Source organism: Enterobacter cloacae complex sp. HYC042_NIDB, assembly GCF_056673315.1.
The window spans coordinates 3,900,541-3,919,780 of the sequence record NZ_CP109650.1; the positions used below are offsets into that span (position 1 = coordinate 3,900,541).

A 19,240-nucleotide genomic window follows, 5' to 3' on the forward strand; every position below is an offset into this window, starting at 1 on the left:
CGTGTCCTTATTTCAGCGGCGAGTTCTTGCGCTCGATGCTGTAGCGCTCAAGCTCTTTGTACGGCACTACCTGGCTTTTCTTCTTGCGCACGTCCACCACCGTCATGCGGTCAGTGCAGGAGTAGCACGGATCGAGGCTGCCGATGATCAGCGGCGCGTCAGAGACCGTATTACCGCGCAGCATATAGCGCAGGGTAGGCCAGTTGGCGTAGGTCGCCGCGCGACAGCGCCAGCGGTAGAGCTTCTGATTGTCGCCGGTCATGCTCCAGTGGATATCATCCCCTCGCGGCGCTTCGGCAAAGCCGAGGGCAAAGCGGTTTGGAATGTAGGTGAAGCCCTCCACCATCAGCGGACCGCCCGGCAGGTTGTCCAGCCCGAAGTCGATCATGTTCAGGGCGGTGTAGACCTCGTTGATACGCACCTTGAGGCGAGAAATAACATCGCAGCCCTGTTCGCTGTGCACGGTCATCGGCAGCAGGCCGTAGCCGACGAACGGGTGATCGGCGCGGGTGTCGCGGGCGTGGCCGCTGGCGCGCACCATCGGGCCGACATTGCTGAAGTCGCGGGCAATTTCCGGATCGAGGCGACCAATCCCGACGGTGCGCTGCTCGATGTTTGGCGTGCTGAGCAGCATGTCCACCAGCTCCTGCACGTCCCGGCGCATCTGCTGCGCCAGCTGGCGGGTCTTGATCATGTCGTCTTTCAGCAGGTCGCGGCGGATCCCGCCGATCAGATTCAGGCCGTAGGTTTTACGCGCCCCGGTGAGAATTTCCGCCATCTTCATCGACGCTTCGCGCACGCGGAAGAACTGCATAAACCCGGAGTCAAAACCGACGAAGTGGCAGGCCAGGCCGAGGTTCAGCAGGTGCGAGTGCAGGCGCTCCACCTCCAGCAAAATAGCGCGGATCATCTGCGCGCGCTCCGGCACCACGATCCCCATGCCGTTCTCCACCGAGGTGGTGTAGGCGGTGCTGTGGGCGAAGCCGCAGATGCCGCACACGCGGTCAGAGAGGAAAGTGACCTCGTTGTAGCCCATGCGGGTTTCCGCCAGCTTCTCCATGCCGCGGTGGACGTAGAACAGGCGGTAGTCAGCGTCGATGATATTTTCGCCGTCGACGAACAGGCGGAAGTGGCCCGGTTCGTCGGAGGTGACGTGCAGCGGGCCGATCGGCACCACGTTGTTCTTCTTGCTGCCCAGCTCGTTGATGAACTCGTAGGTTTCGCTGTCGGTGGTCGGGGCCGGACGCTGGCGGTAATCCATGCTGTCCTTGCGCAGCGGATAGAGTTCATCCGGCCAGTCGTCCGGCAGCACCAGACGACGCTCGTCCGGCAGGCCGACCGGCACCAGGCCGTACATGTCGCGCACCTCGCGCTCACCCCAGACGGCGGCAGGAACGCGCGGCGTCACGGACGGGTATTCCGGCTTATTCGGGTCGACCTCGACGCGCACGGTGAGCCAGCACTTCTCGCCCTGCTCCATCGACATCACGTAGTACACCGCGTAGTTACCGCACAGCTGGCGCTCGTCGTTACCGAACAGCACCGACAGCCAGCCGCCCTGCTGGTAATAGAGAAACTCCACCACTTCCGGCAGGTAGTTCACCTTCACGGTAATGGTGATCTGATCCTTGGTTTGCCAGGACTCCTCCAGCACCACGCCCGGGAAAGCCTGATGCAACGCGGCGAGATACTGCTGACCTTTCTTTTCTTCAGACATAAACACTCTCTTTAATCACGCCACCAGCAAGGAGACGAACGCTAAAAATGCAAAACCAAAACCGGCCCAGGTGATGCGCGAGGTTGCCGCAAAACGCAGGCGTGCCATGCTGTTTTCAAACAGGGCGATGACCAGCACGCCGACCAGCAGCTTGAGGGCGGCAACCACCACGGCCAGCAGCAGGCCACCCACAGAGAAGTGCGTCATCTGCCCCCACGGGAAGAAAACGCCAACAAACATCTGCAACACCACCAATTGCTTAAGGCTGATGCCCCACTTCAGCACCGCGAAGCCGTAGCCGCTGTACTCGGTAAGCGGCCCTTCCTGCAGCTCCTGCTCCGCTTCCGCGAGATCGAACGGCAGCTTGCCCATCTCAATAAACGTGGCGAACGCGCAGGCGCAGAGTGCCAGCACGAGCGGGATGGAGCGGGCCACCGGCCAGTGGTAAACGGTTTCGGTGATAAAACTGATGTGGGTCGAACCTGCAACCTGCGCGGCTACCCACAGCCCCAGCAGCAGGATCGGCTCAACCAGCACGCCGAGCATCGCCTCGCGGCTGGCGCCGATGCCGGTAAACGGGCTGCCGGTGTCCAGGCCCGCAATCGCAAAGAAGAAGCGCGCGATGGCGAAGAGATAGATGAGCGTAATCAGATCGCCGAGCACCGGCAGCGGCGAGCCTACCGTGACCACCGGCAGCGCGGTGGCGATGGTGAGCATCACGCCGACCATCACGAACGGCGTCAGGCGGAACACCCAGCCCGCGGCATCCGGCGCGACGCTCTGGCGGGAGAGCAGTTTGAAGAGATCGCGGTACTCCTGGAGCACGTCAGGCCCGCGACGGTTGTGCATTCGGGCGCGCGCCACGCGCGTGATGCCCGACAGCAGCGGCGCGGCGGCGAACAGCACCAGCGCCTGAAGAATTGCCAGTAAAAGACTCATGTCAGGCTCCTCGTGAAATCACAATCACCACCAGCACCGCCAGCTCGATCAGCGCCAGTCGGCGGAACAGCAGGGGCACGGCAGCACTCTGCCAGCCCGGCACCCAGCCCTGCGGGTTAAGCCACTGGCGCAGCTTTAGCACGGCGGCGAAGTTCTCCTTCACCGGCATGGCAAAACCGTGGGCGGTAATGACCATCGACGGCTCGTGTTGGTAGCCGCAGGCCCACGCCGCGCCGCGAGAGCGGGAGGCGAGACGGTCGCGTCTGAAGAACAGCATCAGCACGAACGGCAGGAGCGGCCCGGCGATCAGCAGCAGCGCCATCATCGGCTGGGAGACAACGGTATGCGCCGTCGCCAGCGGCAGCGGAACGGCGTGGCCCAGCAGCGGCAGCAGCCACGGCGCGGCAACCCCGCCCGCAATGCAACACAGCGCCAGCGCGACCACGCTGGTGGCCATCAATACCGGGACGCAGCAGGCGTTCTCCGCTTCACGGGTGCGCGGCGCGCCGAGGAAGGTGACGCCGTAGACTTTCGCCATGCACATCACCGCCAGCGCCCCGGTAATCGCCAGGCCCACCGCCAGCAGCGGGCCGAGCAGCCGCGCGATAAACGCGTCGCTCTGGCCGAGCGCGAAGAAGGACTGATAGATCACCCACTCCCCGGCAAAGCCGTTCAGCGGCGGCAGCGCGGCCATCGCCATCAGCCCCACCAGCATGGCGAGTGAAATCATCGGCATCTTTTTGCCAATCCCACCGAGCTTTTCGATATCGCGATGGCCGGTGCGGAACCAGACGCTGCCCGCGCCGAGGAACAGGGTGCTCTTGAACAGGCTATGGTTGACGAGGTGATACAGACCGCCGACAAACCCGGCAGCAATCAGCGCCGGCTGGTTGAGCGCCAGCCCGGTGACGCCCGCGCCCATGCCGAGCAGGATGATGCCGATGTTTTCCAGGGTGTGGTACGCCAGCAGACGCTGGATGTTGTGCTCCATCAGGGCGTACAGCCCGCCGACAAAGGCGGTGATCATCCCCGCAATCAGCAGCGCTACCCCCCACCACAGCGGCGGCTGACCGCCCGTCAGGGTAATCGTCAAAATGCCGAACAGACCGACCTTCATTACCACCGTCGAAAACAGCGCGGCGGCGGGCGCAGAGGCATTCGCGTGCGCCTGCGGGACCCAACCGTGCAGCGGGATAATCCCGGCCAGCAGGCCAAAGCCGACTGCGCCCAGCAGCCAGACGTCGTTCCCCAGCGGCTGGCCGTTAAGCGCGGCAAAGTCCAGGGTGCCGAAACGCTGCCACACCAGCCAGCAGGCCAGCGCCAGCAGCAGCGTGCCGAGGCGTCCGAGCGCAAACCACAGCTTGCCGGAGGCGCTGCAGCCGGTCAGGAACACACCACACAGCGCCATGATCTCCGCCATCACCACCAGCGCGCCAAGGTTGCTGGCGATAACCGTGCAAACCGCGGCGGCCATCAGCAGATTGACCAGCAGGCCGTTGGCTTTGGTCTGCTGATGGCGGTGCCAGTCGATATTGAACAGGCTGATAAACAGCCCGCACAGGCCAAAGGTCACCAGCCAGATGGCGTTCAGCGGCGTAATCGCCACGGTATGGCGAATCAGCGGCATGAGTGTTTCCACAGATTGTCCGCCGAGCAGGACGACACCGCCCGCCGCCAGCGTCATCAGGCTGCCGACCGCCCCGCCGATACCGGCTATCCAGCCGCTCAGGGTTTTATGGAAAGAGAACACCAGCGCCAGCGCGGCGGCAGCGGCAAAGTACGCCACGGCGCTGTTAATCATAAATATCACGTTCATTTCGCCCCCTCGTTTAGCACCTGCAGAAGCGAAAGATCGCCGACGTCGGTATTAATGGTCAGCTCGCGTTTGCGCCTGCTGGTGCGGGCGATATCGCGGATGTTAACCAGGATCAGCGCTTTGGTCGGGCAGGTCCGCACGCAGGCCGGGCCCTGTTCGTCAAAGCTGCACAGGTCGCACTTCACCGCAATAGCGCGGATGCCGGGCACCCAGTCCAGCAGCGTGCTCACGCGTGCCGGAGCCGGTGGCGCAGGCGGCGCTTTCGGGGTATTGGCGTTCGCCGGGATATGCAGCGGGCGGCTGCCGGAGAATTCAATGGCACCGAACGGGCAGGCGATGCCGCACAGCTTGCAGCTCACGCACAGGCTTTCGTTCAGCTGGACCGCGCCATCGACGCGGGTGATGGCATTGACGGGACAGACGCCCGCGCAAGGGGCATCTTCACAGTGGTGGCAGAGCTGCGGGGCAGACTCTTTCTCATTACGCATGACGCGCAGGCGCGGCATGGACTGCAGCCCGTGCAGGCGGTGCGTTTCCGAACACGCCGCCTCACAGGTCCGACAGCCAATACAGACCGTCGAGTCAGCAATTACAAAACGGTTCACCGGGCAATCCTCTGGTGATGGTCATTTTTGACGACGAAAAACTGTCTCATCGACACTTTTCGACATTCGGTTATCAGGCAAGATTTGCGGGGGCCTTTCCCACGACGAGCTGTTTGAGGTCGACCGGCAAGTCGTGCTCAACCGCGGCGTAGAGACCGTTGTAAACCGGCGCGATTTTCTCCAGATAGTGCTCAAGCACCTGCTGGCGATCGCGGTTGCTGACGTAGCCGTCGACCATGCCATCGGCCATCAGCTGCGCCTGCGCAATACGTTGTTTTTCACCCTCTTTATTCTCAACGTAGTACTCGATGGTGTGGCTGTTAAAGCTGTCTGCCAGGGTCACAAAGACCGTGAAATGACCGAACAGGACAAAGCGCATATCCCCCTGCGCTGCACAGCTCATTGCATGATGCAGTCGGGCTTTTGACAGGGTGATCCCCTGAACCAGAGAGTTACAGTAGAGGTGCCACTGATCCTGAAGCTGCTGGTGGCGCTGCGCAATGTAATCCGCTTTTTCGCTAATTTCCCAAATAGTCATAGAAGGTATCCGGTTAATGGAGATAGCGGCTGTTAAGCAGATTCCGTGCCAGTTTTTAATGTGTTGATTTGAATGATTTTTATCAAAAAAGACACTGTCAACGCCGCCGTGTCGACGTGTCATTTCGACAGCGCTGACATCGTCACGCCGTAACGCAAATCAAGCTGGCACCGTTATTGCATTTACTGGCGCAAATCATTGAGGAGGCGTCATGCACGAAATCACCCTCTGCCAGCGGGCTCTGGAACTTATCGAACAGCAGGCAGTGCAAAACCACGCGAAGCGCGTCACCGGCGTCTGGCTGAAGGTCGGGGCGTTTTCCTGCGTCGAGACCAGCGCCCTGAACTTTTGTTTTGAGCTGGTGTGCCGCGGCACGCTGGCGGAAGGCTGCGCGCTGCATATTGAAGAGCAGCAGGCAGAGTGCTGGTGCGAGCAGTGTCAGCAGTACGTCACCCTGCTCTCATCAAAGGTTCAGCGCTGCCCGCAGTGTCAGAGCACGGGTCTTCGCATCGTGGCGGATGACGGTATGCAGATCCAACGCCTCGAAATTGAGAAGGAGTAATGTATGTGTAGCACCTGCGGTTGCGCCGAAGGCAACCTGTATATAGAAGGGGATGAACACCGTCCCCACTCCGCGTTTCGCTCCGCGCCCTTTTCCCCTGCCCCGCGTCCTGCGGCGGCCCTGACCGGCATCACCTTTGCGCCGCAGCGTTCCGACGCGGGCGACCTGCATTACGGCCACGGCGAAGCGGGCACCCACGCGCCGGGCATGAGCCAGCGCCAGATGCTGGAGGTGGAGATCGACGTGCTGGACAAAAATAACCAGCTTGCCGCCCGCAACCGCGCCCGCTTTGCGGCCCGTCAACAGCTGGTGCTCAACCTGGTCTCCAGCCCCGGCTCCGGTAAAACCACGATGCTGACCGAAACGCTCAAGCGCCTGAACGAACGCGTCTCCTGCGCGGTGATCGAAGGCGATCAGCAAACCGTTAACGACGCGGCGCGCATCCGCGAAACCGGGACGCCCGCCATCCAGGTTAACACCGGCAAGGGCTGCCACCTGGATGCGCAGATGATTGCCGACGCCGCCCCTCGCCTGCCGCTGGCGGATAACGGCATCCTGTTTATCGAAAACGTCGGCAACCTGGTATGCCCGGCAAGCTTCGACCTCGGCGAACGGCATAAAGTGGCGGTGCTCTCCGTGACCGAAGGGGAGGACAAGCCGCTGAAGTACCCGCACATGTTCGCCGCCGCCTCCCTCATGCTGCTGAACAAAGTCGATCTGCTGCCGTACCTGAACTTCGACGTGGATAAGTGCCTTGCCTATGCCCGCGAGGTGAACCCGGACATTCACATCCTGCTGGTTTCCGCCACGCGCGGCGACGGCATGGACGCATGGCTGGACTGGCTGGAGAGCGAACGATGTGCATAGGCGTACCGGGACAAATCCATTCCCTCGACGGCAATCAGGCTAAAGTGGAGGTTTGCGGCATCCTGCGCGACGTCGACCTGACGCTGGTGGGCAGCACCGATGAGACGGGCGCGTCGCGCCTCGGCCAGTGGGTGCTGGTCCACGTGGGGTTTGCGATGAGCGTGATTAACGAAGCGGAAGCCCGCGACACGCTGGACGCGCTGCAAAACATGTTTGACGTGGAGCCGGACGTGGGCGCGCTGCTGTACGGCGAGGAGCGATAGCACATGCGTTACGTTGATGAATACCGCGCGCCAGAACAGGTGATGCAGCTTATCGGACATCTGAAAACGCGCGCGGCGCTGCTGGACTACACGAACGAAAGGCCGCTGCGGATCATGGAGGTGTGCGGAGGGCACACGCACGCCATCTTCAAGTTTGGCCTCGACCAGCTGCTGCCGGAGAACATCGAGTTTATTCACGGCCCCGGCTGCCCGGTGTGCGTTTTGCCGATGGGGCGTATCGACAGCTGCATCGAAATTGCCGGCCAGCCCGACGTCATTTTCTGCACCTTTGGCGACGCGATGCGTGTGCCGGGGAAAAACGGCTCGCTGCTGCAGGCGAAGGCACGCGGCGCGGACGTGCGGATCGTTTACTCGCCGATGGATGCCCTGACGCTGGCAGAGGCTAACCCTGAGCGCAAGGTCGTCTTTTTCGGGCTGGGTTTTGAAACCACCATGCCCGCTACGGCCATCACGCTGCAGCAGGCGAAAGCGCGCAACGTCACTAACTTTTTCTTTTTCTGCCAGCATATTACGCTCATTCCCACGCTGCGCAGCCTGCTCGAAGAGCCAGACAACGGCATCGACGCGTTTCTGGCGCCGGGCCACGTCAGCATGGTGATTGGCACAGACGCCTACGGTTTTATCGCTGATCAGCACAATCGTCCGTTAGTGGTGGCTGGTTTCGAACCGCTTGATCTACTGCAAGGCGTAGCCATGCTGGTTGAGCAGAAAATAGCGTCCCTGAGCGCGGTCGAAAACCAGTACCGCCGCGTGGTGCCCGATGCGGGAAATGAACGGGCGCAGCAGGCGATAGCTGACGTGTTTAGCGTTGAGGGCGACAGCGAGTGGCGCGGGCTGGGGCTGATTGCGGAATCCGGCGTGCGCCTGACGCCTGCCTATCGCGAATTTGATGCCGAAGCGCACTTCCGCCCTCAGCCGCAGCAGGTGTGCGACGATCCCCGGGCCCGCTGCGGCGAGGTGCTTACCGGCAAATGCAAACCTCATCACTGCCCGCTATTTGGCAACACCTGTAACCCGCAAACCGCGTTTGGCGCGCTGATGGTCTCCTCTGAAGGGGCTTGCGCCGCGTGGTATCAGTATCGCAACCAGGAGTGTGAAGCATGAACACGGTGGAAATGGCGCACGGAAGCGGTGGACAGGCGATGCAGCAGCTGATTAACCGGCTGTTCATGGAGGCCTTTAATAACCCCTGGCTCGCCGAGCAGGAGGATCAGGCGCGCATCACGCTCTCAACCCTCACCGCACACGGCGACCGGCTGGCGTTCTCCACCGACAGCTACGTGATTGACCCGCTATTCTTCCCGGGCGGCGATATTGGCAAGCTCGCCGTCTGCGGTACGGCCAACGACGTGGCCGTCAGCGGCGCCATTCCGCGCTACCTCTCCTGTGGATTTATCCTCGAAGAAGGATTACCGATGGAGACGCTTGCGGCAGTGGTCAACAGCATGGCGCACACCGCCCGCGAGGCGGGGATCGCTATCGTCACCGGCGATACCAAAGTGGTCCAGCGCGGCGCGGCGGATAAGCTCTTCATCAACACCGCCGGCATGGGGGCGATCCCCGCCGACGTTCACTGGGGCGCGCAACGCCTTAGCGCGGGCGACGTGCTGCTGGTGACCGGCACGCTGGGCTGCCACGGGGCAACCATCCTGAACCTGCGCGAAGGCCTGGGGCTGGACGGCGAGCTTCGCAGCGACTGCGCGGTGCTCACCCCGCTTATCCAGACGCTGCGCGACATGCCGGGCGTCAAAGCCCTGCGCGACGCCACCCGGGGCGGGGTGAATGCCGTTGTCCACGAGTTCGCCGCAAGCAGCGGGTGCGGGATTGAACTGAGCGAGCGCGACCTGCCCGTTAAGCCTGCCGTGCGGGGGCTGTGTGAGCTTTTAGGGCTTGACCCGCTAAACTTTGCCAACGAGGGCAAGCTGGCGATCGGCGTCGAACGTTCGGCGGCGGAAGCCGTACTTGAACAACTGAGAGCGCATCCCTTAGGGAAAGATGCGGCCATCATTGGCGACGTGGTTGAGCGCAAAGGGGTGCGCCTGACCGGACTTTACGGCGTGAAGCGCACGCTGGATCTGCCGCACGCTGAGCCGTTACCCCGAATTTGCTAGAACCGCGCCATAAGCGGTCAGCAGTGAAGTCTCTTTTTTGCCAGTTTCTATTGGAAAGCAATAATGCCGTATACACCGATGAGCGATCTTGGACAGCAGGGCCTGTTTGACATCACGCGCACACTTTTACAACAGCCCGATCTCGGCGCGCTGAGCGATGCCCTGACGCGGCTGGTCAGGCAATCAGCGCTGGCGGACAGCGCGGCGATTGTGCTCTGGCATAGCGGAACGCACCGCGCGAGCTACTATTCCACGCGCGAGAATGGCAAAACGTTTGAATACGAAGACGAAACGTACCTCGCGCACGGCCCGGTGCGCCGCATTCTCTCCCGGCCTGAAGTGCTGCACAGCAATTTTGAAGAGTTTCGGATGGCATGGCCGCGGCTGGCAGAGAGCAATCTCTATCAGCCTTTCGGTCATTACGGCATGCTGCCGCTGGCGGCAGAGGGCCATATTTTTGGCGGCTGCGAGTTTATCCGCAATACCGACCAGCCCTGGAGCGAGGCGGAGTACGAGCGGCTGCACACCTTCACGCAGATTGTGGCCGTCGTCGCGGAGCAGATCCAAAGCCGCGTCACCAATAACGTGGATTACGACCTGCTGAGCCGCGAGCGCGATAACTTCCGCATTCTGGTCGCCATCACCAACGCCGTACTCTCAAGACTCGACATGGACGAGCTGGTCAGCGAAGTCGCCAAGGAGATCCACCACTATTTCAGGATCGACGCCATTAGCATCGCGCTACGCGGGAACCGCAAAGGCAAGCTGAACATCTACTCCACCCACTATCTTGATGAGGCCAACCCGGCGCACGAGCAGAGCGAGGTGGACGAAGCGGGCACCCTTTCTGAGCGGGTATTTAAAAGCAAAGAGATCCTGCTGCTGAATCTCAGCGAGCAGGACCCGGTGGCGCCGTACGAGCGGATGCTGTTTAACACCTGGGGCAATAAAATTCAGACCCTGTGCCTGCTGCCGCTGATGTCCGGCAGCACCATGCTTGGGGTGCTCAAACTGGCGCAGTGCGATGAAGCCGTGTTTACCACCGCCAACCTGAAGCTGCTGCGCCAGATCGCCGAGCGTATTTCCATCGCGCTGGATAACGCCCTCGCCTATCAGGAGATCCACCGCCTGAAAGAGCGGCTGGTGGACGAAAACCTGGCGCTGACCGAACAGCTCAACAACGTGGACAGCGAGTTTGGCGAAATCATCGGGCGCAGCGATGCCATGTACAGCGTCCTCAAGCAGGTGGAGATGGTGGCCCAGAGCGACAGCACGGTGCTGATCCTCGGTGAAACCGGCACCGGTAAAGAGCTGATAGCGCGCGCCATTCATAACCTGAGCAACCGCAACAGCCGGCGGATGGTGAAGATGAACTGCGCGGCGATGCCCGCGGGTCTGCTGGAAAGTGACCTCTTCGGCCACGAGCGCGGCGCGTTTACCGGGGCCAGCAGCCAGCGGCTGGGCCGTTTCGAACTGGCGGATAAAAGCTCGCTGTTCCTCGACGAAGTGGGCGATATGCCGCTGGAGCTGCAGCCCAAGCTGCTGCGCGTTTTGCAGGAGCAGGAGTTTGAGCGCCTCGGCAGCAACAAGCTGATCCAGACCGACGTGAGGCTGATTGCCGCCACCAACCGCGACCTGAAAAAGATGGTCGCCGACCGCGAGTTTCGCAGCGATCTCTACTATCGCCTGAACGTCTTTCCGATCTGCCTGCCGCCGCTGCGCGAGCGCCCGGAAGATATTCCGCTGCTGGTGAAGGCCTTTACCGCGAAGATTGCCCGCCGGATGGGGAGGAATATCGACAGTATTCCTGCCGAAACGCTACGTACCCTCTCGTCGATGGAGTGGCCCGGCAACGTGCGCGAGCTGGAAAACGTCATTGAGCGCGCGGTGCTGCTGACGCGCGGGAACGTCCTTCAGCTCTCTTTGCCTGAAGTCTCCCTTCAGGAAGCCCCCACGCTTTCGGCAGAAGTCGCGCAGGAAGGCGAAGATGAATATCAGCTCATTATGCGCGTACTGAAAGAGACCAACGGCGTGGTAGCCGGACCGAAGGGCGCAGCTCAGCGGCTGGGACTGAAACGCACTACCCTGCTCTCTCGCATGAAGCGTCTGGGAATCGATAAAGAGAGCCTGCTTTAACCCGTCATTCCGGCGCCGCTTATGGCGCCGCTTTTCGTCACCCTGCGCAATTGTCCCTCATTGACACAATATATTTTCCTCTGTATAAAATTCCGCCTTAATAATGCGTTTCATTTGCATCAAAAATAATATTAATGAAGGGTAGCGTTTCATGAAGAAGGTCATCTGCGCGTTAGGCCTGGCGATTGCGTCGGTCAGTTCTGCTCTGGCAACCACATATCCTCTGACGATTGAAAACTGTGGCTATAAAGAGACATTCACTAAAGCGCCGGAACGCGTCGTGGCCCTCGGTCAGAACACCGTGGAAATTTTGCTCCTGCTGGGGCTGGAAGATAAGGTCAAAGCCAGTGCCTTCTGGCCGACCAAAGTGCTGCCGCAGCTGGCTGAGCAGAATGCAAAAATCAAAACCCTGACCGTCGAAATTCCGACTCTTGAATCCATCCTTGCGCAAAACCCCGATTTTGTTCCTGCACAGCTGCCCCTGCTGCTTGGGCCGGAAAGTAAGGTCGCAAAACGTGAAGATCTGGCTACCGTCGGCGTGAACAGCTATTTATCTCCAGGCATGTGCGCCACCAAAAAAGCGGCAGGCGATATGTACGGCAGCCGCCAGACGCTGTGGGATATGACGTACCTTTATAAAGAGATTGAAGATTTCGCGAAGATTTTCAACGTTGAAGCGCGCGGCCAGGCCGTTATCGCTGATTTCAAAAAACGTGAGGCCGACCTGCGTCAGGAATTTGGTAAAAACAAAAAAGATCTCTCGTTTGTTTTCTGGTTCTCAAGCGCCTCGCCTTCGGCAGATGCCTATGTCGGCGGGAAAAACAGCGCCTCCGGTTTTATTGCTAACGTGCTGGGTGGCCATAACGCCATTACCGCTGAGACCGAATGGCCGACCGTCGGCTGGGAAAGTATTATTGCCGCGAACCCTGATGTGATTGTCGTCTCCAGTCTGGACCGCAACCGCTGGGCGCTGGATAACGCGGATGAGAAAATCAAATTCCTGAAAAGCGATCCTGCCGTGAGCCAGCTTGATGCCGTCAAAAAAGGCCATATCGTGGTGATGGACGGTCAGGCGATGAACCCGACGATTCGTACGATTTACGGTGCTGAACAGGTGGGTGAACAGCTCAGAAAACTGGGGCTGAACTGATGACGGCAGCCGTACTTCAGGCCCGCCAGGGCCTGATCCTGACCACTTCCGCTCTGCTTGCCGTTGTCCTGCTGTTTTTAGTGATTGCTCTTGGTGTCAGCGTCGGCGAGCTGTCGATTCCGCTGTCCAACGTCTTTTACGCTATTGGTAATAAGCTGGGGCTGACCGACGTTCCGCTCAACCGCATCTATGAGAGCGTGATCTGGGACTTTCGCCTGAGCCGCGCGCTGGTGGCGGCCTGCTGCGGGGCCGGTTTAGCCATCTGCGGTGCCGTGCTGCAAAGCCTGCTGAAGAACGCGCTGGCGGAACCTTACGTGCTCGGCGTGTCGGCGGGTGCCTCAACCGGGGCGGTGTCGGTCGTCGTCCTGGGCATCGGCACCGGCGCGGTGTCGCTCTCTGCGGGCGCGTTTGCCGGGGCGTTCGCCGCCTTTGCGTTTGTCGCCTTTCTGACGAACGGCGCGCGCGGCGGCAATGAACGCACCATTCTGGCAGGCGTTGCTGCATCTCAGCTTTTCAACGCCATTACCGCCTACACCATCAGCACCTCCGCCAGCGCGCAGCAGGCGCGCGACGTGATGTTCTGGCTGCTGGGCAGCTTTAGCGGCGTGCGTTGGCCGGAATTCCAGCTGGCGCTGGTTGTCGTGCTGGCGGGCCTTGCCGTCTGCCTCTACTATTCCCGGGCGCTGGACGCCTTTACCTTTGGTGATGACGCGGCAGCCTCCTTAGGCATTGCCGTGCCCTGGGTGCGTCTTGCCCTGTTTACCACCACGGCACTGATCACCGCGACCATCGTCAGCATGGCGGGCTCAATCGGCTTTGTAGGGCTGGTGGTGCCGCACGTCATGCGCTTCCTGTTCGGGCCGCTGCACCGCACGCTGCTGATTGCCAGCGCGCTGGCGGGGGCGATCCTGATGGTGCTGGCCGATATCGCCTCGCGCATGCTGATTGCCCCGCAGAGCCTGCCCGTCGGCGTGGTCACCGCGCTGGTGGGCGTACCTTTCTTTGCCGTGATTATCTACCGCTCAAGGAATAAGTGATGAGTATCTGCGCTGAAAATATTACCTGGAAGGTAGGCAAAAAAGTTATCGTCAATGGTGTCTCGCTGAAGGTTTCACGCGGCGAAACGGTGGGTTTGCTTGGTCCTAACGGCTGCGGCAAATCGTCCCTTTTGCGTATCCTGGCAGGCCTGCGTCGCCCGGATTCGGGCAGCGTGACCCTGGACGGGCAGGACATTTCCCGCATCGCCAAAAAGCAGCTTGCCCGCCGGGTGGCGTTCGTTGAGCAGCACGGGATGACCGACGCCAATATGCGCGTGCGCGACGTGGTTAAACTTGGACGTATTCCGCACCACTCCCCTTTTTCTAACTGGAGCGCGCAGGATGACGACACCGTCACCTCGGCTCTGCAGCGTGTCGATATGCTGGACCGCAGCGAGCAGGGCTGGCTGAGCCTGTCCGGCGGCGAGCGTCAGCGGGTGCATATTGCCCGCGCGCTGGCACAAACGCCAACCGAAATCCTGCTGGATGAACCGACCAACCACCTGGATATCCATCATCAGATGCAGCTGATGCAGTTGATCAGCCAATTACCCGTTACCAGTATCGTCGCCATCCACGATCTCAACCACGCTTCAATGTTCTGCGACTCGCTGATTGTGATGCAGAAAGGGCAAATTGTGGCGACCGGAACGCCGCAGGACATCTTATCCGAGTCGTTGCTCTGGGATGTCTTTCGGGTCAAAACCAAAATTGAGATCTCGCCGTTTCATGGCAAAAAGCACATTCACTTTATCGTTTAGGGACGAGTGATCGACAATGTCCCTTCGCCACGCCACCACGCTCTGGCCGCCCGTTTTACTGGGTAGCCAGTTTGTTTTTAACATTGGGTTTTACGCCGTCGTTCCCTTCCTGGCGATATTTCTGCGCGACGACATGCTGCTCTCCGGCGGGCTCATCGGGCTGATCCTGGGCCTGCGCACGTTCTCGCAGCAGGGGATGTTTATCGTTGGCGGTGCGCTCTCGGACCGGTTTGGCGCGAAAGTCATCATCCTCAGCGGCTGTATAGTTCGTGTTTCAGGCTATCTGCTGCTGGCCTTCGGGGGATCGCTGTGGCCGATTATTCTGGGCGCGTGTCTGACGGGCGTCGGCGGCGCGCTATTTTCTCCCTCAATTGAGGCTCTGCTGGCGAAAGCGGGTACCCACAGCGAGGCGAAAGGGAAACGAAGCCGGGCGGAGTGGTTTGCGCTCTTTGCCGTCTGCGGGGAGCTCGGCGCGGTACTGGGCCCGGTTGCTGGCGCTCTGCTAACGGGGCTTGGCTTCCGCCAGGTGGCGCTGGCGGGGGCAGGCGTCTTTATCATTGCGCTAGCGGTGCTTTACTTCTGTCTGCCTGCTGCCGGGCAACGTTCACAGAAGATAAAAATAGTGCCCTGGTGGACGACGTTCCGCCAGCCGCGCTTTGTCGCCTTTATCATTGCCTACAGCTCCTGGCTGTTAAGCTACAACCAGCTCTATCTGGCGCTGCCGGTGGAGATCCAGCGCTCCGGCGGTAACGAGAAAGATCTCGGCCCGCTTTTTATGCTGGCCTCCGTTCTGATCATTACCTTACAGCTGCCGCTGGCGCGTTTCGCCCGACGCGTGGGCGCGGTGAACATTCTTCCGGTGGGCTTTTTGCTGCTTTCCGCCGCCTTTGCGAGCGTGGCAATGTTTGCGGCAACAGAACCGCCTGAGGGCTGGCTGCGGCTTCTGCCCTCGGTCTCGTTTGTCACGCTGCTGACGCTGGGGCAGATGCTGCTGGTGCCCTCGGCAAAAGATCTCATTCCGCGGTTCGCCGATGAATCCACGCTGGGCGCGCACTATGGCGCACTCTCCACCGCCGGAGGTATTGCGGTACTGGCTGGAAATTTGTTATTTGGCAGCCTGCTGGATCGCGCGCTGGTGCCTTCAACGCAGGCGATTTATCCGTGGCTGCTGCTGGCGCTCTTTCCACTCTGCAGCGCGCTGGCCCTGAACGTGATTTGCCGCCCGCTACGAAGCTGATCGGTTCACTTTTTCGGGCGATACTTCTCCGGCAGTTCCGGCACCGGACGACGGTCATCCATCAGATGGCGGACGGTCAGAATGGGGTGACGCCATAACATACGCGGGCCTGCCCAGCGCATAATCTGCTTCATCTCTTCACGTCTGGCAGGCTGGTAGCAGTGCACCGGGCATTGTTTACAGGCGGGCTTTTCTTCACCAAAAACGCACTTATCCAGGCGCTTATCAGCATACGCGTTGAGCGCCTGATAATGCCCCACTTCCTGAGAAGCCTGTGGACACTGCTTTGCGTACAACGCGATCATTTTCGCGATGGTCTCTTTTTCACGTGATATGCGTTTACCGGTCATAGCGACTTACCAAATAATAAGATGCATCAATAATACACTTTAAAACTGTGGATTTCAGGTGTTGCATTCCGTTTTCTGAAGCCTGATTCCACTATTAACCCTGCACCTCCTGAAAATCACTGGTATTTTATACAGGCATCAGGAATGACCGTTGTCCGTATAGTCTGGAGACCCTATGAAAGAGATCGCGATCGGCAAACCCTACCGCCATTTAAAAGTGGGATATTTCAGAAAACGTCACGAGGATCGAAAAACGAAGATACCAAAGCGATACAGCGTGCATGCGGCGCTGAGCTTAAAAGGAGACTGGCTTGAAAAGGCGGGCTTTACCACCAACTCCCAGGTCAGGGTGGGCGTTGAGCATGGAAAAATCGTCATTGAGTTAATGTCTGAAGGTGCCTCGTAAAGCCGCCACATTTTTCTGCGCCGTACCTTTTTTTCATGCGACAATAGAACGAACAAACGGCCACTGAGCCGCTCAAAACGGTTTATTTTCAAAGAAATGGACATCATAACTCCATGAGCACAATCGACAATTTCGACGCACATACGCCGATGATGCAGCAGTACCTGAAGCTGAAGGCACAGCATCCGGAAATCCTGCTGTTTTACCGCATGGGCGATTTTTACGAGCTGTTTTATGACGATGCTAAACGTGCGTCGCAGTTGCTCGACATCTCGCTAACCAAACGTGGCGCATCCGCAGGCGAGCCCATCCCGATGGCCGGTATCCCGCACCACGCGGTTGAAAACTACTTGGCCAAGCTGGTGAATCAGGGTGAGTCCGTTGCCATCTGCGAACAAATCGGCGATCCGGCAACCTCGAAAGGCCCGGTTGAGCGCAAAGTCGTGCGCATCGTCACGCCAGGCACCATCAGTGATGAAGCCCTGCTTCAGGAGCGCCAGGATAACCTGCTGGCGGCGCTGTGGCAGGACGGCAAAGGGTTTGGCTACGCCACGCTGGACATCAGCTCCGGGCGTTTTCGCCTGAGTGAGCCGGCTGACCGCGAAACGATGGCTGCCGAACTGCAGCGCACCAACCCGGCAGAATTGCTCTACGCCGAAGACTTCGCCGAAATGGCGCTGATTGAAGGCCGTCGCGGATTGCGCCGTCGCCCGCTGTGGGAATTCGAAATTGATACCGCGCGCCAGCAACTGAACCTGCAGTTCGGTACCCGCGATCTGATTGGCTTTGGCGTGGAAAATGCTCCGCGCGGGCTGTGTGCCGCTGGTTGCCTGCTGCAGTACGTGAAAGACACCCAGCGCACCGCCCTGCCGCATATCCGCTCTATCACCATGGAGCGCCAGCAGGACAGCATCATTATGGATGCCGCCACGCGCCGTAACCTGGAGATCACCCAAAACCTGGCAGGTGGCGTTGAAAACACGCTCGCGTCGGTGCTCGACAGCACGGTGACGCCAATGGGAAGTCGCATGCTGAAACGCTGGATGCATATGCCGATTCGCGATACCGATACGCTGGTTTGCCGCCAGCAGACGATTGCTGCGTTGCAGGATCGCTATACCGAGCTGCAGCCGGTCCTGCGCCAGGTGGGCGATCTGGAGCGTATCCTGGCCCGTCTGGCTCTGCGCACCGCGCGACCACGCGACCTCGCGCGGATGCGACATGCTTTCCAGCAGTTGCCGGAACTGCGTGCGCAGCTGAGTGACGTTGACAGCGCGCCGGTACAGAAACTCCGCGAAACGATGGGCGAATTCACCGAGCTTCGCGAGCTGCTGGAGCGCGCCATTATTGATGCCCCTCCGGTTCTGGTGCGCGACGGCGGCGTGATTGCCCCAGGCTACAACGAGGAGCTGGATGAATGGCGCGCGCTGGCTGATGGTGCGACGGACTACCTGGATAAGCTGGAAATCCGCGAGCGCGAGCGTCTTGGGCTCGACACGCTGAAAGTGGGATATAACGCGGTACACGGTTACTACATTCAGATCAGCCGCGGGCAAAGCCATCTGGCGCCGATTCACTACGTACGTCGTCAGACCTTGAAAAACGCCGAGCGTTACATCATTCCCGAGCTGAAAGAGTACGAGGACAAAGTACTCACCTCGAAAGGTAAAGCCCTGGCGCTGGAAAAACAGCTGTATGACGAGCTGTTCGACATGCTGATGCCGCACCTTGCTGACCTGCAGCTCAGCGCCAGCGCGCTGGCGGAGCTGGACGTGCTGGTGAACCTGGCTGAACGGGCTGAAACGCTGAACTATACCTGCCCGACCTTTACCGACAAGCCCGGCATTCGCATTACGGAAGGCCGTCACCCGGTCGTTGAGCAGGTGCTGAACGAACCGTTCATCGCCAACCCGCTGAGCCTGTCGCCGCAGAGAAGAATGCTGATCATTACCGGCCCGAACATGGGTGGTAAGAGTACCTATATGCGCCAGACGGCGCTGATTGCTTTGCTCGCCTATATCGGCAGCTACGTCCCGGCGCAAAAAGTGGAGATTGGCCCCATCGATCGTATCTTCACCCGCGTTGGGGCAGCGGACGATCTGGCGAGCGGTCGCTCAACCTTCATGGTCGAGATGACCGAAACGGCTAATATTCTGCATAACGCGACGGAGCACAGCCTGGTGCTGATGGACGAAGTGGGACGCGGAACCTCAACCTATGACGGCCTGTCTCTGGCCTGGGCCTGTGCTGAAAGCCTCGCGAATAAAATCAAGGCCATGACGCTGTTCGCCACCCACTACTTCGAGCTGACGCAGCTGCCGGAGAAAATGGAAGGCGTGGCTAACGTTCATCTTGATGCGCTGGAGCACGGCGATACCATTGCCTTTATGCACACGGTGCAGGATGGCGCGGCGAGCAAGAGCTATGGCCTGGCCGTTGCGGCGCTGGCAGGTGTACCAAAAGAGGTGATCAAGCGCGCTCGCCAGAAGCTGCGTGAGCTGGAAAGCCTCTCGCCGAATGCGGCGGCGACGCAGATTGATGGCACCCAGATGTCGCTGTTGGCGCCAGCTGAAGAAACGTCGCCTGCTGTGGAAGCGCTGGAGAACCTCGACCCGGATTCACTGACGCCACGTCAGGCGCTGGAGTGGATTTATCGGTTGAAGAGTCTGGTTTAGTTTTCTGCGGTCTGTTTTGTCGGGTGGCGGCTTCGCCTTACCCGACCTA

The 19,240-nt window shown here is 60.1% G+C and carries 18 protein-coding genes; 12 read left to right on the forward strand and 6 right to left on the reverse strand.

Annotated elements, in window-relative coordinates:
• Positions 1–7: 7 nt before the first annotated feature.
• The 5 genes from hycE to hycA form a co-directional block, all read right to left on the reverse strand.
• Complete coding sequence (hycE, locus tag OKF39_RS18650; RefSeq protein ID WP_041908476.1) at positions 8–1,717, reverse strand: formate hydrogenlyase subunit HycE; 1,710 nt, start codon at positions 1,715–1,717, stop codon at positions 8–10.
• A gap of 15 nt (positions 1,718–1,732) precedes the next feature.
• The gene (locus tag OKF39_RS18655; protein ID WP_479983241.1) at positions 1,733–2,656 is read right to left on the reverse strand and encodes a respiratory chain complex I subunit 1 family protein; all 924 of its coding nucleotides are present in this window, start codon (positions 2,654–2,656) and stop codon (positions 1,733–1,735) included.
• Between the two features lies 1 nt (position 2,657).
• A complete protein-coding gene (gene hycC / locus OKF39_RS18660; protein WP_479983242.1) occupies positions 2,658–4,472 on the reverse strand; it encodes a formate hydrogenlyase subunit 3 in 1,815 nt (604 codons plus the stop codon).
• On the reverse strand, positions 4,469–5,077 hold the full coding sequence (locus OKF39_RS18665; RefSeq protein ID WP_150144984.1) for a 4Fe-4S dicluster domain-containing protein: 609 nt from the start codon (positions 5,075–5,077) through the stop codon (positions 4,469–4,471). The genes hycC and OKF39_RS18665 overlap by 4 nt, the downstream gene beginning before the upstream one ends.
• A gap of 73 nt (positions 5,078–5,150) precedes the next feature.
• On the reverse strand, positions 5,151–5,615 hold the full coding sequence (gene hycA / locus OKF39_RS18670; protein ID WP_041908468.1) for a formate hydrogenlyase regulator HycA: 465 nt from the start codon (positions 5,613–5,615) through the stop codon (positions 5,151–5,153).
• Positions 5,616–5,826: 211 nt separating this feature from the next.
• On the opposite strand from hycA, the gene hypA reads away from it, so the two are divergent.
• From hypA to OKF39_RS18720, 10 genes are all read left to right on the forward strand, one after another.
• Positions 5,827–6,177 carry a hydrogenase maturation nickel metallochaperone HypA gene (hypA, locus tag OKF39_RS18675; RefSeq protein WP_150144985.1) on the forward strand — a complete coding sequence of 117 codons (351 nt, stop codon included), beginning with the start codon at positions 5,827–5,829 and terminating at the stop codon, positions 6,175–6,177.
• Positions 6,178–6,180: 3 nt separating this feature from the next.
• A complete protein-coding gene (gene hypB / locus OKF39_RS18680) occupies positions 6,181–7,044 on the forward strand; it encodes a hydrogenase nickel incorporation protein HypB (protein ID WP_479983243.1) in 864 nt (287 codons plus the stop codon).
• Complete coding sequence (locus tag OKF39_RS18685; RefSeq protein ID WP_028014219.1) at positions 7,035–7,307, forward strand: HypC/HybG/HupF family hydrogenase formation chaperone; 273 nt, start codon at positions 7,035–7,037, stop codon at positions 7,305–7,307. The genes hypB and OKF39_RS18685 overlap by 10 nt, the downstream gene beginning before the upstream one ends.
• Positions 7,308–7,310: 3 nt before the next feature.
• Entirely contained in the window at positions 7,311–8,432 is a 1,122-nt protein-coding gene (gene hypD, locus OKF39_RS18690; protein WP_048960097.1) for a hydrogenase formation protein HypD, read from the forward strand.
• A complete protein-coding gene (gene hypE / locus OKF39_RS18695) occupies positions 8,429–9,439 on the forward strand; it encodes a hydrogenase expression/formation protein HypE (protein WP_479983244.1) in 1,011 nt (336 codons plus the stop codon). Before hypD ends, hypE begins: the two co-directional genes overlap by 4 nt.
• A 63-nt stretch (positions 9,440–9,502) precedes the next feature.
• Positions 9,503–11,575 (forward strand): formate hydrogenlyase transcriptional activator FlhA, encoded by a 2,073-nt coding sequence (flhA, locus tag OKF39_RS18700; RefSeq protein ID WP_479983245.1) that lies wholly within the window; start codon positions 9,503–9,505, stop codon positions 11,573–11,575.
• 151 nt (positions 11,576–11,726) lie between these two features.
• Positions 11,727–12,725, forward strand: coding sequence for a siderophore ABC transporter substrate-binding protein EitA (gene eitA, locus OKF39_RS18705; RefSeq protein ID WP_028014223.1), 999 nt, complete (start codon positions 11,727–11,729; stop codon positions 12,723–12,725).
• Positions 12,725–13,762 carry a FecCD family ABC transporter permease gene (locus tag OKF39_RS18710; protein WP_028014224.1) on the forward strand — a complete coding sequence of 346 codons (1,038 nt, stop codon included), beginning with the start codon at positions 12,725–12,727 and terminating at the stop codon, positions 13,760–13,762. The genes eitA and OKF39_RS18710 overlap by 1 nt, the downstream gene beginning before the upstream one ends.
• Positions 13,762–14,523, forward strand: a complete 762-nt coding sequence (eitC, locus tag OKF39_RS18715; protein WP_479983246.1) for a siderophore ABC transporter ATP-binding protein EitC — start codon at positions 13,762–13,764, stop codon at positions 14,521–14,523. The genes OKF39_RS18710 and eitC overlap by 1 nt, the downstream gene beginning before the upstream one ends.
• 16 nt (positions 14,524–14,539) lie before the next feature.
• Complete coding sequence (locus OKF39_RS18720) at positions 14,540–15,760, forward strand: MDR family MFS transporter (RefSeq protein WP_479983247.1); 1,221 nt, start codon at positions 14,540–14,542, stop codon at positions 15,758–15,760.
• A 5-nt stretch (positions 15,761–15,765) separates the two neighbouring features.
• Here the strand turns inward: OKF39_RS18720 and OKF39_RS18725 are convergent, their stop codons facing one another.
• The gene (locus OKF39_RS18725) at positions 15,766–16,110 is read right to left on the reverse strand and encodes a nitrous oxide-stimulated promoter family protein (protein ID WP_248071129.1); all 345 of its coding nucleotides are present in this window, start codon (positions 16,108–16,110) and stop codon (positions 15,766–15,768) included.
• 175 nt (positions 16,111–16,285) lie between these two features.
• Between OKF39_RS18725 and OKF39_RS18730 the strand changes: the two genes are divergently transcribed.
• Together OKF39_RS18730 and mutS are read left to right on the forward strand one after the other, a co-directional pair.
• Entirely contained in the window at positions 16,286–16,516 is a 231-nt protein-coding gene (locus tag OKF39_RS18730) for a SymE family type I addiction module toxin (protein ID WP_041908449.1), read from the forward strand.
• A 113-nt stretch (positions 16,517–16,629) separates the two neighbouring features.
• Positions 16,630–19,191 carry a DNA mismatch repair protein MutS gene (mutS, locus tag OKF39_RS18735; protein WP_479983248.1) on the forward strand — a complete coding sequence of 854 codons (2,562 nt, stop codon included), beginning with the start codon at positions 16,630–16,632 and terminating at the stop codon, positions 19,189–19,191.
• Positions 19,192–19,240 lie beyond the last annotated feature (49 nt).